Below are 14,875 nucleotides of genomic sequence, written 5' to 3'. Positions count from 1 at the left end.
AGTATAAAAGTGCAACGCTGCGGTTGTGCTTTTTTCAGGGTTAACGCCAGGGAAATCTTATTATCAGTGTATACCCTAAATAATTAGAGTTGCAGGACGGCGGCGAAGCTGCTGGCAGTGGCCCCAAAGAGGCCAGGCACAAAGCTGGGGCGAGAGATAAAGCCAACACGCCTGCAACTATAAGTATGACGGATATTATATTTGAGATGACTCAGAATATCGAATAAGGACAAAATAATGAATACGACCATCAATAATCTTTTCCCTTCGCTTAATATTCCCTTAACAGGGCAAACGACGGAGGCCGACAGCGCCCAGATTAAAGGATTACGCGTAACCGACTCCGCAATCTCTGATTACATTACTCAGCATCTTTCTGGAAGCCTTAAAGGAAGCAGCAACGATATTGATATGTTTTCTGGTGTGCGCAGTCCGCAGTTTAAGCAATTGCTTAATGATTCGCAGCAGGTTCTTGAAACCGCGCTGGCAAAGCCTGGCGACCCGGCGACGGTAAACATGGTTTTACCCAAAAGCTCTCAGCAGGCCAGTCTGATTTGTATGCTCATTGAATTAGCGAATCAGGCATCAATTGCTGATATCGAACTGAGCAGCACTTTTGGCATCATGAGTGAAAACAGCAGCATGAATGCGGCGCAAGCGCAAAAAGCGCAAGGGTTGGCTATTTTCTCTAAGAGCATTATTTCCTCTTCGATCAATATGGCCAGCACCGGTTATGCGACGAAAAAATCGGTTAATAACTATTCTGCCACCAAGGTCAATATTAATGATAACCTGAAAGGTATGCACGAAGCCGATTTTCAGGTTCGTCAGATGCAAAACTCACTGAACGCCAGTAAAAACGATCGCCTGGATCTGAGCGATATCGCGGCATCGTCTACTACGGTGAAAAAGGCAGATGGCAGCATTGCTGAACTGCAACGTCACGAACGCACCATGAAAGCTGAACATCAGGCGGTAGCGGCTCGCAACCTGGATGAAACCATCAGCAATCGCGATGCCTTTAACACCGCATTCTTGCAGGGTGAAGCGCGTACTCGTCTGACAACCGCTCAGATTGACGCGCAGCGCGCCATTGGTACGACGAGCGCCAATATCGCGGATGGCTCAGGTAGCCTTGCGCACAATATTGAGCAGAAAGAAGAGACCGAAGAGCGTTCAGAAGCTAAAGTCATGGACGGTGCTGTTGAAATGTCACGTCAGCAGGCACAAAAATCACAGCAGTTGCTGGCTAATATGATGAACCTGTTGAATGAACTTCGTCGTACTGATTCCGAGCTGGCGGGTGCTTTTGCAAGTAATATGAAAGCATAACGCCACGATAGTATAAATCGATAGTATAAATTTTTATTAATTTCATTCTGTTCGTTTTTGGCTGATGATTCATAAACCTCAGAATAACTATTTTCTGAGGTTTTTTAATTTATACCTGATGCGTATTTTTATGATTTTCAGCTATAAATTTCTGGCACTGAAGGTGCTTTAAAGAGAATTTGATAAATCTTGCCTTAGGGAGTCACCATGAATGATATCAGAGACGTATCCAGCTACGCGCTACCCGTTTACAGAAACGATTATTCGGGCGCCACGTCGTATATGTCAAACGCAGGGGCGCCAGCGGGTATGGAGAGGACGCTAAGAACAACCAATATTGCGCCTATGCCTTTCAGGCAGGTTTCTAATTCATCTTTGATGTTCTCTGGCATGGCGTCGGAAACATCGAGTTCATTCCGACAACCTGTTTACCATCAACATAATTTAGAGAAGATTATTGGTGGAACCCCAGTGACACTTCAGGATAATTTAAATTCGTTGAATAAAAAACTGGCAGTGTTTGTTATGGAATACCTGAATGGCGATAATCCGGAGCCTGCCAAAAAAGTCATTGAAAGCCTCCTGGGGGAATTTATCAAAGATGAACGCTATGTCAAGATCACGGCCCAGGATGCCTTTGCCGCGTTATCCTTCTTTATCTCCGATATCAAAAACTGGAATGGTGTTAATAGCGGTATAATGATCCCGCGCTGGGCATCGGATTTTTTTAGTGATTCGAAAAACGTGGTTTGGGATGGCATTCATGATATCACCAGCCAGCGTGAAGGTAATCATCATTCCCAAAAGTTTGCCCGGATAACGAAACATATGTATTCCTCAAGCTATGATAAAACCCTTTCAGAGACAACAACAAAAGCGCAACAAGAGTTAATGCTAAAAGCAGGTGAACGGTACTTACTCGAATCAATTAGGGAGGCCGAATATGATAATTCTGCAAAGGTATTAGTGAATTATCACGATACTGTCACTTCTCGATTCAGGGAGGAGATTTGTTCTCTTATCATTGCTGAGGCGGCTGAAAAATTTTCTACCTCTCTGTCGCGTGAGCAGGCTTTGGCGACTTTTAAGGATGACTTGAGTTACGGGAAATTTAAGCTGCGAGCAAAAGAACTAAAGAGAGATTTATTTGCATGTGAAATTTTAAATTCTGACCTTCCTAAAGGCACCTTGAGGATAAAACGTCTCCTCCATCCGACGACTTCGCATGCGTACCGTGGGACATTTACCCCGGAATTCATCAGAGCTGCTGGTCGCCTGCTCCTGAACGCTTATACGTTCCCAATACCTGATAGTTTTATTGATAAAATCTTTGTTAAGGGTGAATGCGATGTCATGTAAGTTAAGCCGTCCTGCCCCAGTTGACCAGGTTGTACACCAGCCAGTTGCTCCTGGTAAAGATCTTACCGGGCTTGCCCGTAGCCTGCGGGCCGTTGGTACGGCCCCTGAGATTAGGCCCGCAAAAGCGGAAGGTGATACGCCTAAGTTTGGTTTGCTCGAGTATCGCGACCGGTATCGTGAAAGTGTTGCTATCAATGTCATGTCAGCATTAAGCGATGATTTTAAAACGGCTTATGACAAGGGAGACAAGACGCAAAAGAAGAATCTGGAAAACGTTGCCACAGTAGTCTATCTGGCAAATCTTGGCCTCGCTCCTGAAAGCCCACGGCAGGGTGAATTGAAGGAACGGGTCAATAACTGGCTTCATGCAATAAAAGAGGGTAACAAAAATCCCCGTGGCGAATTTACTCTTGAACAGAATACAAGAGTTAACCATAAAAACAAAGAGCGCAATAATTACCTGAAAGCCGTTAACGAACTGATGCTGCTTATAAAAGAGGAATTTAAGACAGCAAAAGCGCTGGCTAAAATAGCTAAGGAAGACGTCGATAAGCGATGTGCCGAGGTGTTAGCGCATTTTGGCATTGATATTTCGGCGGACCCTGAATTTTTGGATGAGAGCGCATTCAAGGGTGAAAAAATATGCGTGCTGCTGCCGAAAATATTTCTTCGCTAGGTAAGGAAGGACTTGATTTTTTGAAGATAGTAACAGTTCATGTCAATTCAACGTTGAATTTCCCCAACTATCTGCGTGAGATTTTAAGTCAGGTGGGAAAACCGGCGGCAGATACACCTGATGCGCCAGTACCGCCAGGAAATAATGCTCTGCCGCCAGTGCGACCGGAGAATATTGATATTCCGGCCGATCCCGTAATGCCACCAGATAATACCAATGGTCCTTTCCCTCCGGCAGGAACCGCACCGATTATAAATCTGAGTAATATCGGTAATCCGATAGTACATGTAGATCTGGGGGACAAACTTGAGCAGGTTGCGGATAAATTTGCCGACAAACTTGCTGATAAATTTGCTAATCAACCTGGCGGCAGGTTTGAACAAATAATAAAAGATGCTAATAACGTTTACCATATTTATAATGACTACCATTTCAATATTCACACTTGTCAGCATGCTCAGGGGAGTTCAGCGCAGCCGCATAATGTCCAGATACTGATAATGGGCGCAGGTCACGCCCGTACTGATTCTGGTTCCGGCCTTCCTCCGGAAGGGGGATTACCACGCCCGGTGCCAGAAATGGCTGGCGTGACAGTCTCCAGACCTGGCGATAATGCCAATATTGTTAACGTTACCGATGTTGTTAACATCAGAGATGTAGATGGCGCTGGGGACATCGTTAACATTACGGATATTGATGACCGCGCTGATGTGAGTGAACCGCCGGCGAACCTGCTGCCTTCTGGCGCTACTGATGAGCCGGACGGAGCACGCGGTCCCTCATCGGTTGTGCATCCTGAAGCGGCAGAGGAGCCGGGAAATCCAGCCTCACCCCATACTGTGGCAACAGATAACGCGCACAACGGCAATAACATCAACATATACGCGAATACGAATAATGTGCGTAACAGCACGGTTGTCTCCGGTTCGTCGGTGAATGAAGCGGAAGAGAGTACCGACGGCAATATCACAATTGGCAGCAACAATGGGCCGGCAGGCGTGACCGTCACCGACAGCCTGCAACCGTTGTTCGCGCGTTCAACATCGCTCGACAATCGTTTACAGTTCTCTGAGCGCATCGGCAGTCATAATGCGCAAACCCCTGCGGGACTACAGGCGATCCCAGTGTCAACAAGGCCCGTTCCTCCTGTCGACACATTCATTGCAAAACAGGAACGTAGCGGAGGTCCAGTTACGTTAAGCCAGCGTGGACTACTTCGCCCAAATCGCGTTGGCAGTGATTCGGCGTCATTTACCCGCCAGGCAGCGCAATTAACGCGGACGACGGGAACACCGGCTAATCCGAAAAGCCAGCTGGCACCTGTACTACCGGAAACCAGCGAACTTCCGCTGTCTGATAATGCAGAAGAGACGAAGACGTTTATTTCTACCGCCTCGATTATGCTTAATCAGCGTAACAGGGAGCTGGAATTTAATAATGCTGTCGCGCGACGTCAGCAAAAACGCGGCGTAAACGCTTTGCCGGAAGAGTCTCAGTCGGAGAATCTGGTAAAAACATCGGTGGTGCGGGAAGTGGAGATTAATACCTCATCTGTAAATGCGTTAAGTGAAAGTGCAATATCAGGTGTCGTGCGCGATCGGATTGCGACTTCTGATGACAGAACCAGAGATACACAGGCTGTTCGTAATGAACAGACTGTTGTAAATAATGCGATATCATCCGCATCAGGCAAGGAAGAGACTGGCCCACAAAGCGTATCTGATGTCAGGAGAACCAGACCATACAGCCCTTATCTGGATGAAAATGGCCACCCTAAATCACCTGTCACCCTAACAGTCGATGGTTTACATCGTCGCGTACCACGTTAATTTATCAGGGACAAGTAAATGAACAGCATAGAAAAAGTAAATCAGTATTTATTATCCGAGGTGGCAAAGATAAAATCGCTGCCGCAAGGATCATTCACCATTGACAGCCATATTCTCTATGACCTCTATTTTGATTCTGTCGATCTGATTGATCTTCTGACCTCAATTGAAGAGGATCTCCATGTCGCTATTGATGATGATGAGCTGGAGAAATTTACCACTCTTTCATCTATTTCCCGGGTAATTATGCACTATAGTAATATGGCCTGATGGTAAGATCTTCATATCGGCTATTGAAGCGTCAATTTTGAAATAGCGACGGGTTTATCATTAACCCGTCGCTATTTTTTACTGGAGCCTGATGTTAATATGGCAACAGAGGGGCGTTATTCATCCCGGCAACTTCTTCTAAGGTAATATTGTAGATGCCAGAGGTTGTGGCGATGCCTGTCACTTTAAAATGAGCCAGAGGGGAGTATAAACTTTCATTTTTATTGCTGTGAAAAGACAGTCCACCTGGGACAGATAACGCGGTGCTGCTGTTTCCCTTCACTTTGAACATGACTTTAACTTTGTCCTGACTGTTGTCTGCATATTCACGGGCAAGGTTATGATCTCTGGAAGTGGAAAAAAATTGTCCAGACTTGTAAATGCTCTCCTTGTTGTTCTCTTTATTCATGTCAAACTGCTGGATTAATGTACTGATACCTTTCTCAGTCATTCCCTGTCCGCGATAAGTAACAATATTTTTGTCCGTTGGGGTATAGAAGGCTTTCTCCGCTTTTTTAACAAGTTCTGGAATATCGCTGGCTCCTGTCAGAATGGAGAATTTTAGCGCGTTATTTCCGCGGCTAAAGATGTCATCACCATGAATCTTTTTACATTCAGAGATGATTTTTTTGCCATTCAGGTCGCTTGCGGTGGTCTGATAACCCGACTGTACGCGAGATTCAGAAATTAATGCTTTACAACCCTCTTTGTTCTGGTAAATAGCAGAGAAAACTTCTATTGTACTTTTCGCTTTCTCTTTAGCTTTTACCGCGTTAAATTCATTTTTAGCGATATTTTCCAGTTTATCGCCGATCTCATATTTCTTATCCTGGAGGTGGGTTAGCTTCGTTTCATCAAGTCTGAGACTCTGCTTCAGAACTTGCAATTCTTCATTCTCGTTTTTTACTTTTTCCTTCAGGATTGATGTGGCGGCAGAAACTGAAACATCATTTTTACGGATATTAAGTTTTGTTGCCGCGTCTTCACGTTCAGTCTGGTAACGACTTCCATGTAATATATTCTTCAGAAAATTACTCGCCTGACCGTACTTAAATTTGCCATCTTTGAGACGTACGGAAGCATCTTTACCATGCTCTACAGAGACAGATTGTAAGTTCTTCAACAGTGAAGTATCGGTTTTAATGGCTTCGCTCACCGATCTTATAGCACTGCCTGTCTGGATTAACGAATTTTTAACGGTTCTGATCTCTTTTTTTATCTGCTTACTATGGCAATTTAACTCATCCTTTTCTGTCTGAGTGGATGGTACAGATATTCTTGAGTAATAATTGGTGTTGACTGAACTTATGGCCATATTTATATCCTCTGGTAAATTAAAAAATATTTATACTTCTCATGCTTTATGCGTATTGGCTTTGTTACTCGGCCTTTGGCCTCGCCCCTTCGGGCCAGCACAAGCGCTGTTCAAAACGACTACGCGTTATGTCCTGCAACTTAAATTATTAAGGGTATGGAAAATGGACGATTGGTGATTAATTACCAATGGTATTGTATATCTGAGAACAATAACTACCAAAAAATGCTCGTAGATATGAAATATGGACAGAGGGCAGAAAATAAAGAAAATCTTTATGTTACTTAATCTGGATTTATTTTAAACTACTACTAAAAATTTATGCTGGCAATGAATTATAGCTGGTCAGGAACTAATGCTCGAAGTTTATTTCCATTACTTATGAATAATGGCTGTAAAAATGACTTTTACACAGGACTCAAAAATAATGAAACCAACACGCCCATTGGAAAATGTTCCCCATAATAATTTTGCTCACTTCCACCCTGCAGGAAATACAGCACAGAGAGAGCAGGGACATATTCTTAAAGATTGTACTTCCGTGCATAATTCACAGGGGAATATTTCATTGCAGAATGATTCCGCTGTACATGCCTCTAATGTTATCAAAGATTTCTTTAAAAAAACTATAGCTGCGCAGAGCTATAACCATATGTTCTCTGAAGGCGCTAATTTTAAAAAATTAGGCGTCGATCTTGCAAAGCCAACAGCAGATAAAGCCCCATTGAGTACACTTCATCATCTTGACAATATCTCGAAAAGTTATCTGGTGAAAATAAAAGAGAAAACGCACAACTTAACGCCGGATGAAAAAGAACTATTGAGAAAAGTTGTTGATGCAAAATGGCACTTCAGACACCAGAGTAATTCAAATTTGTCTGATGGGCATCTGAATATTTTGTCGCAAAAAAAATTAAAATATGACGGGGTGGTTACCGGGGGAAATACTAAGCCACAAGATATTAAGTGTCTGGCAAATAATGATTTTGTGTTTTTTGGCGTTGAGTTTTCTAATGATGAGGCACAACTTCCGCTTAATACCCGGCATACAGATGTTGATTTTGGTGCTAATGCCTATATTCTTGATGACCAGTTTCCTTATGGATATCTGACATTAACTGATCATTTTGATAATACAATACCGCCTGCATTTCAGCATGAACATGCAGGATTTGTTTCCCGGTTTTCCGAAGTGAGAAGTGAGACTTACCGTAAAGTACATGGAGAAAAAGGTGTATTTGATGTTCCCATGTATAGCACTAAAGATATGAAGTTCGCCCTGGGATTGCATCTTATCGATTTTTTGAGACAGAGTCGTGATGTCAGTTTTAAACGCTTTGCGTTGAATGAGAATCTGGATAGTAAGGGCCTGGACAGGGTTCTTAATTTTGTGTTTCAGCCTGAATTCCATGTACCCAGAATGGTAAGTACAACGCACTTTAAAGAGGTCAAACTGAGAGAGATAAGTGTAAAAGAAGCGATCGGCGCATCTAATATGCGGGTGCTTACCGCCCATATAAATAGCAAGGATGATGCAATTAGCGCCCTGTTTTGGGTCATTTATTATGGTAAGCCAGATATTGCTGAATATATTTTTTCAAATTTTGAAATTAATCGTGAAGATGTGATGAAAATTTCACCATATTCTGATGTTTATGATCTGGAATACATGTTAAGTGATTATTCCGCTGATGCTTCTGTATTAAAACAATTTCTGGCGCGAGGGCTGATCGATCCTAACAAAACATTCGTGGAAGCAAACAAAGGGAGTACCATGCTGGACAATGCAATAAAATATAAAAACCAGGAAATGATTAATGTATTACTCAGTTTTGGTGCAGTGACTGGAAAAGAAGGTGAGATTGATCCTGCGGATAGCGATATTGGTTAACGCCAGAGCTGGGGGCACCATTTTCTCTGCGAACCGTGGGGCTCCCGATTAAGCCACCTAAAACGAGGGATATCAAAAATCCCGTTGGGATATGCCGGTGAGGATTAGCGCACGCCAGACTGAGATCTGAATTCCGTGTGCTGGTCAGGAAGAAAGCAAAAAGCCCGCTAAAAGCGGGCTTTTCTGAATCTGGCTCCTCTGACTGGACTCGAACCAGTGACATACGGATTAACAGTCCGCCGTTCTACCGACTGAACTACAGAGGAATCGTTGTGGAGGCTTATCTTAGCGGCGAAAAATCTTTTGTCAAACCCGATTTCTTTTATTCGGCGTAATTGGTGCTTCTCTCAACAGTTTGTTGCATTTCCGGACATTTTTTATGGAAAAACTTTGCAGCTTTTCGCATTCTCCTTGATAATTTGAAATGAGGTTTCAACTTTTTTCTCTAAGGTCCACTTTGAACGTCTCCGCAGCCCTACGTCAGGCCGTCGCCCGTACGCCCTGGTACGCTAAACGCAAGAGTTACAAAGTTCTCTTCTGGCGTGAAATCACCCCACTTGCTGTACCTATCTTTCTGGAAAATACCTGTGTGCTGCTGATGGGAGTGTTAAGTACCTTCCTCGTCAGTTGGCTGGGGAAAGAGGCAATGGCCGGCGTGGGGCTGGCCGATAGCTTTAATATGGTTATCATGGCTTTTTTTGCCGCAATCGATCTGGGGACTACCGTGGTGGTGGCGTTCAGTTTGGGCAAGCGCGATCGACGCCGTGCCAGAGCGGCGGCCAGACAGTCTCTGGTGATCATGACGCTCTTTGCCATCATACTGGCGGTAGTGATTCACTATTTTGGTGAGCAAATTATTGATTTTGTCGCTGGTGAGGCGACGCCGGAAGTCAAAGCATTAGCGCTGACCTATCTGGAACTGACGGTGATAAGCTATCCGGCAGCGGCGATAGCGTTGATTGGGAGCGGTGCGCTGCGCGGGGCCGGGAACACCAAAATTCCCCTGCTAATTAATGGCGGGATGAATATCCTGAATATCATTATCAGCAGCATTTTGATTTACGGAGTTTTCTCCTGGCAAGGACTTGGTTTTGTTGGGGCAGGGCTCGGTCTGACAATTTCACGCTACATTGGTGCCGTTGCAATTATCGGTGTCCTGACGATCGGTTTTAATCCTGCTTTGCGTATTCCCCTGAAGAGCTATTTCAGGCCGCTCAACTTTGCCATCATCTGGGAAGTGATGGGGATCGGTATCCCCGCGAGTATCGAATCCGTCCTCTTTAATAGCGGGAAGCTGCTCACGCAGATGTTTGTCGCGGGGATGGGGACCAGCGTGATTGCCGGTAACTTTATCGCTTTCTCTATTGCTGCGTTGATCAACCTGCCGGGAAATGCGCTGGGTTCTGCCTCAACAATCATCACCGGTAGAAGACTGGGGAACGGGCAGGTCGGGCAGGCTGAAATTCAGTTACGCCACGTGTTCTGGCTCTCAACAATTGGTTTAACCGCGATTGCCTGGCTTAGCGCACCGTTCGCCGGATTGATGGCGTCATTTTATACCCACGATCAGGACGTAAAAGATGTGGTTGTCATCCTGATCTGGCTTAACGCCGCATTTATGCCGATTTGGGCTGCTTCCTGGGTTCTGCCCGCTGGTTTTAAAGGCGCGCGCGATGCCCGCTATGCAATGTGGGTCTCAATGCTTGGCATGTGGGGCTGTCGCGTGGTGGCGGGGTACACATTAGGGATTTTGCTCGGCTGGGGCGTTGTGGGAGTCTGGCTGGGAATGTTCTTCGACTGGGCGGTACGTGCTGGACTATTTTACTGGCGAATGGTCACGGGTAAGTGGCTGTGGAAGTACCCACGTCCTGAACATGAAAAGTGCATAAAACAGTCCGTTGTGTCTGAATAAGCGGCGAAATGAAGAATATTTCGGCAAACGATCGTGATTGTGCAATCAGGCTTTGACAACGGGATTGAGCGTCGCTAATATTCGCTCCGTTCAAACGATTCCTCTGTAGTTCAGTCGGTAGAACGGCGGACTGTTAATCCGTATGTCACTGGTTCGAGTCCAGTCAGAGGAGCCAGATTCAGAAAAGCCCGCTTTTTAGCGGGCTTTTTGCTTTCTTCCTGACCAGCACACGGAATTCAGATCTCAGTCTGGCGTGCGCTAACTCTCACCGGCATACCCAACGGGCTTTTTGATATCCCTCGTTTTTGGTGGCTTAACCGGAGAGGGTCAATTACCGGGCATTCTGTCCCCAATCCCTGACTAGTAATTGCTCTCCCAAACCTCTTGCGCAATATGCGGTCGCAACGGCTTTTCGTATGTTTCTGCGAATAAACATCCTGTAGAGTGATAAAAACAGCGATTGGGTCGTCGTGGATCTCTTTTTTAGAGTAAGTGGACAATGCTTACGAATCTAAAATGCGCTATTCGTTTTTGAATAAAATGCTCAGAGTGTTCGTTCATTTTTTACCGGTCAGATGATGCATTGACCATCGCTGCATCCGGAAGGCGTACTATTTTTATGTGTCTCAAGCGTGGACGGTGATTGATTCAGGAGTGCGCCAATTTCTGCCCCCAGCGCCAGATCGCTGACCTGACCGAAATATTGCTGCCGAATATAGCCCTGCTGATCGATAATCGTGAGCGTTGGAGTACCGCGCATGGCGTAAGCCTGCATCGTTAGAGGGATATCGCTCGTCCGGGAGGGCATATCTACAGCAACAGGAAATGGAATCTGATACTCCGAGATAAATGTCAGCAGCGCCGGGGGCGTCATGACATCATGATGTTCAAATACCGTGTGCAGTCCAATAACCGCAACTTTATCTTGTGGAAATTGCGCATAGACGCGTGAAGCCTGGGGTAACCCATGCGAGACGCAACCTCGACACAGCATCTGAAAAGACTCAATAACCACAACTTTTCCCAGCAGCGATTCCAGGGAAATGTCATCCGGGGTATTGAACCAGTGTTCAACATTCAGGGCTGGAGCCCTGGGGTAACGGATATCGTTCATGATAGATTCCCAAACCCGCATCTCAATGCGGGTTATTTTTATTAATTAACGTTACCTGACAGCTTTCGTTTTCCTGATACCACGCTGGAAACGCCCTGACGCAAAGCAGCGGCGTATGATCCGCGCCGGCCAGTTCATCCGTTTCTCTTAACGCAGCTCTTCGATCGACGCGCCAAAATTGATGTGTAATGGGATGCCGCCATCCAGCAACAGTGCGGGAACGGATTTCACGCCTGCTTCAATGGCTTCTTCCAGGCGTGCTTTGTCTTCACCCAGATGAACGATATCAACAACGTATTGAGCGGGATCCAACGCCAGTGCGATTTGCTGTTCTGCATCTACACATACCGGGCAACCTGCGTGGAAGAAAATTGCTTTTTTACTCATGATGACTCTCCATGTTTTAAAATTATATAGTATCGATTCGATACCACTTGATTCTAAGTGAAGCTTCTCAGACTTGTCAATATTGTTTTGAATCGATACTATTTATATCCGGCGTTAATGAGAACTTTCATTGGCAGGCTTTACGCGAATGCAGCAGGTTTTATGACACTATTTGATATTCTTGAACGGCTGGTGACCCTACAGATGAGGGCCATGCAGGAACATCCGCAACTGAAAGGCTTACCCGGCATCTGGGTCCAGATCCTCCATTATCTGGCACAATGTAATGGTTATTCGAATACGCCAATCGCTACGGCAGAATATCTTGGCCTGACAAAAGGCACAGTGTCACAGTCGCTGAGCAAGCTGGAAAGTGAAGGCTGGATACGAAAAGAGAGTGATATCAGGGACAAACGCGTCGTTCATCTTGTGCTTACTCCCCACGCCGCAGACATTATGCGTGAAGTAAAACCCGGGAATCAGATGGATGTGCTGCGGGGATTACCTTTTCCAGAAGCAGAGCTCAGAGACGGGTTTCTCGATGCTTTGCGCCAGCTTCAGAAATGTAAGGGAGTACGGATGTTCGGCGAGTGCCGTTTCTGTCGCTTTCATCAGCATCAGGATGGTCAGCCCTGGTGTGGGTTAACGAAAGAACCTATCCCAGTGGAGAACATCACTCTGATTTGTCGTGAGTTTGAAGAGCCTGATTCCGGTCCCACGAGACTGTCCCACCCGGCCTAATTCGCGCTTCGATCCCGAAGTCCGTTAACATTCAATCAATCGGACACCCCGTCAGAGGTGTCCGATTTAAAGCTGTTCTGCTACGCGTTCTTAAAGGGCGGCATGACAACGGCTTCCACTGCGGGGAGCCGCTGTTTTACGCAATAATCCGCCCGATTTAAGCGACTACCTGCTCACGTCGCCTCCTTCTGCACCGCTTATTGCAATACCACCCTGAGGTGTGCATATGGCACTGTCTTACTCCTGGCTTTTCTGCGATTGTTCAGTTTACCTGGACGCGTATGGGGGCTGTTGCGGCGAACAGCCACGGACGTGCGTCGCTATTCACCCGCGGAGACAATGTTTCTCGCACCTGCTGGTGATAGTCGTCAATCCACTGTTTCTCTGTTTCGCTCAGTAAATGCAGCTCCACAAGGCTTAAGTCGATAGGGACCAGGGTCAGCGACGAAAACTGACAGAATCCAGGGCGGCTTTCGATAATCTCAACCTGATTTTCAATGCGGATACCATATTGCCCGGCAAGATAGTATCCCGGCTCAATGGTGATGATATTACCCGCGGTCAGAGGCCATTGATTGACCTTTTTCGCAATGCGATGCGGCTGTTCGTGAATCAGTAGCTGGTGCCCCACGCCATGCCCGGTACCATGATCAAAATCCAACCCCAGCTCCCACAGCGCCCGACGAGCAAAGGCATCCAGTTGATGCCCCTGACTTCCGCTCGGAAATTGCAGCGATATCAGTGATAAAAAGCCTTTAAGCACCGCGGTGTAATGCAACCGACGCTGCGCGTGTTGCGGAGCAAAGGCGATGGTGCGGGTCGTATCCGTGGTGCCGTTCTCATACTGACCACCTGAGTCGTTCAGATACATCGCCTGCGTGGTAATAGGCGTGTTGGTTTTTTCGCTTGAGTGGTAGTGGCACATAGCGGCGTTACTTGCGGCAGCGGATATTGTGCCAAAGCTTTGCTCAAGAAATCCGGGCTGTTGTTGACGAAAAGCTAACTGTTTTGCCTGGGCTTCCAGTTCGGTAACAGGATTACCCGCGGCTTCACGCAGCGGAACCTCATGCGCCAGCCAGGCTAAAAAATTGACCCACGCAGCACCGTCCTGCTCGTGACATTCGCGATAACCGGCCAGCTCAATCTCGTTTTTGTTAGCTTTCATCAGGGTGATTGGGTCTGGTGACCAGACAACGTTGCCCCCTTGTTGCTCAATGGCGAAACGCAGTGCGACAGGTGCATAGTCCTTATCCACCAGGAATCGTTTTCCGTTAGCCAACTGTTGGCAGCGTGGGAGAAAGTTTTCCGGTGAAGAGAGAGTCAGCGTGCTCAGGAGCGTGTCAGATAATGACTCAGTTTTTCTGCTGTCGACAAACCATTCCAGCTCGCCTGTGCTGTGGAGGAGGGCAAAGGAGAACGGGACAGGAACCATCGCGAGATCCGAACCCCGGACGTTCAGCAGCCAGGCGATATTATCCGGCAGCGTAATTGCCAGATAATCAACCCGATGTTTTGCCAGTTCAGCGGCGACGCGCAGACGTTTTTGCGCGCTGCTTTCGCCGCTTATGTCAACTGGCATCTCGCGGATGGGGCCACAGGGCGCTGCGGGGCGGTCTTTCCACACCTCGTCAAACGGATCGTTCTCAAGGGCAATCAGTTTGCAATGAGTGGCTGCAAGCGCTTCGTACTGACTGTTGACCATCAATAGTGGTTCAAAAGCGATACGGGAACCCGCAGAAACATGCTCCTGCAGGTAATCAGCCAGAGGCTCATCATGCAGGTGATGCACTTCAAAATCGTGGAGGTCAACCTCTGCGCGAACCTGCACCTGGTAGCGGCCATCAACGAAAATCAGCGCGCGGTCGCGTAATATCAGTGCCAGTCCGGCAGAGCCGGAAAAGCCGGTCAGCCAGGCCAGTTTATTGTCGTGCGGCGTACAGTCTTCGCTCTGGTGAGCATCGGCGCGTGGCACGATCATTCCGTCCAGTCCCTGTGCCAGCAGCAAGCTGCGCAGGGCGGAAAGGGGCGTTGTATTATTCATAGATACCT

12 protein-coding genes and 2 tRNA genes are annotated in these 14,875 nt (G+C 46.7%); 9 read left to right on the top strand and 5 right to left on the bottom strand.

Annotated features, from left to right (window positions below; translation table 11 throughout):
• The first annotated feature begins 237 nt into the window (after positions 1-237).
• The 5 genes from C3432_RS01825 to C3432_RS01805 all read left to right on the top strand — a co-directional run bounded on the left by C3432_RS01825 (position 238) and on the right by C3432_RS01805 (position 5,466).
• Positions 238-1,332 (top strand): IpaC/SipC family type III secretion system effector, encoded by a 1,095-nt coding sequence (locus tag C3432_RS01825; RefSeq protein WP_103774986.1) that lies wholly within the window; start codon positions 238-240, stop codon positions 1,330-1,332.
• A gap of 207 nt (positions 1,333-1,539) precedes the next feature.
• Positions 1,540-2,691, top strand: a complete 1,152-nt coding sequence (locus C3432_RS01820; RefSeq protein ID WP_103774985.1) for a hypothetical protein — start codon at positions 1,540-1,542, stop codon at positions 2,689-2,691.
• Entirely contained in the window at positions 2,681-3,367 is a 687-nt protein-coding gene (locus C3432_RS01815) for a hypothetical protein (RefSeq protein ID WP_103774984.1), read from the top strand. The genes C3432_RS01820 and C3432_RS01815 overlap by 11 nt, the downstream gene beginning before the upstream one ends.
• Before the next feature lie 20 nt (positions 3,368-3,387).
• Positions 3,388-5,196 carry a hypothetical protein gene (locus C3432_RS01810; protein WP_146050899.1) on the top strand — a complete coding sequence of 603 codons (1,809 nt, stop codon included), beginning with the start codon at positions 3,388-3,390 and terminating at the stop codon, positions 5,194-5,196.
• Between the two features lie 18 nt (positions 5,197-5,214).
• Positions 5,215-5,466, top strand: coding sequence for an acyl carrier protein (locus tag C3432_RS01805; RefSeq protein ID WP_103774982.1), 252 nt, complete (start codon positions 5,215-5,217; stop codon positions 5,464-5,466).
• Positions 5,467-5,560: 94 nt separating this feature from the next.
• Here C3432_RS01805 and C3432_RS01800 read toward each other — a convergent pair whose 3' ends face one another.
• On the bottom strand, positions 5,561-6,781 hold the full coding sequence (locus tag C3432_RS01800) for an ADP-ribosyltransferase domain-containing protein (RefSeq protein WP_146050898.1): 1,221 nt from the start codon (positions 6,779-6,781) through the stop codon (positions 5,561-5,563).
• A gap of 427 nt (positions 6,782-7,208) precedes the next feature.
• Between C3432_RS01800 and C3432_RS01795 the strand changes: the two genes are divergently transcribed.
• A complete protein-coding gene (locus C3432_RS01795; RefSeq protein ID WP_103774980.1) occupies positions 7,209-8,672 on the top strand; it encodes a T3SS effector OspC family protein in 1,464 nt (487 codons plus the stop codon).
• A gap of 190 nt (positions 8,673-8,862) precedes the next feature.
• Here the strand turns inward: C3432_RS01795 and C3432_RS01790 are convergent.
• Positions 8,863-8,938: transfer RNA gene (locus C3432_RS01790), tRNA-Asn, on the bottom strand.
• A gap of 158 nt (positions 8,939-9,096) precedes the next feature.
• Here C3432_RS01790 and C3432_RS01785 point away from each other — a divergent pair.
• A complete protein-coding gene (locus C3432_RS01785; protein WP_103774979.1) occupies positions 9,097-10,584 on the top strand; it encodes an EmmdR/YeeO family multidrug/toxin efflux MATE transporter in 1,488 nt (495 codons plus the stop codon).
• Between the two features lie 99 nt (positions 10,585-10,683).
• Positions 10,684-10,759: transfer RNA gene (locus C3432_RS01780), tRNA-Asn, on the top strand.
• 396 nt (positions 10,760-11,155) lie between these two features.
• Here the strand turns inward: C3432_RS01780 and C3432_RS01775 are convergent.
• Together C3432_RS01775 and C3432_RS01770 are read right to left on the bottom strand one after the other, a co-directional pair.
• Positions 11,156-11,698 (bottom strand): redoxin domain-containing protein, encoded by a 543-nt coding sequence (locus C3432_RS01775; RefSeq protein WP_103775612.1) that lies wholly within the window; start codon positions 11,696-11,698, stop codon positions 11,156-11,158.
• 147 nt (positions 11,699-11,845) lie between these two features.
• Positions 11,846-12,085 carry a thioredoxin family protein gene (locus C3432_RS01770; RefSeq protein WP_103774978.1) on the bottom strand — a complete coding sequence of 80 codons (240 nt, stop codon included), beginning with the start codon at positions 12,083-12,085 and terminating at the stop codon, positions 11,846-11,848.
• Positions 12,086-12,247: 162 nt separating this feature from the next.
• Between C3432_RS01770 and C3432_RS01765 the strand changes: the two genes are divergently transcribed.
• Entirely contained in the window at positions 12,248-12,826 is a 579-nt protein-coding gene (locus tag C3432_RS01765; protein WP_103774977.1) for a MarR family winged helix-turn-helix transcriptional regulator, read from the top strand.
• A gap of 262 nt (positions 12,827-13,088) precedes the next feature.
• Here the strand turns inward: C3432_RS01765 and C3432_RS01760 are convergent, their stop codons facing one another.
• On the bottom strand, positions 13,089-14,867 hold the full coding sequence (locus tag C3432_RS01760; protein WP_103774976.1) for an aminopeptidase P family protein: 1,779 nt from the start codon (positions 14,865-14,867) through the stop codon (positions 13,089-13,091).
• Positions 14,868-14,875: the final 8 nt, after the last annotated feature.

The sequence above is a fragment of the Citrobacter amalonaticus genome, from assembly GCF_002918555.1.
GTDB classification, from domain to species: domain Bacteria; phylum Pseudomonadota; class Gammaproteobacteria; order Enterobacterales; family Enterobacteriaceae; genus Citrobacter_C; species Citrobacter_C amalonaticus_A.
Note: the sequence above shows the minus strand (reverse complement) of the source record. Positions and strands in the feature narration are given on the sequence as shown.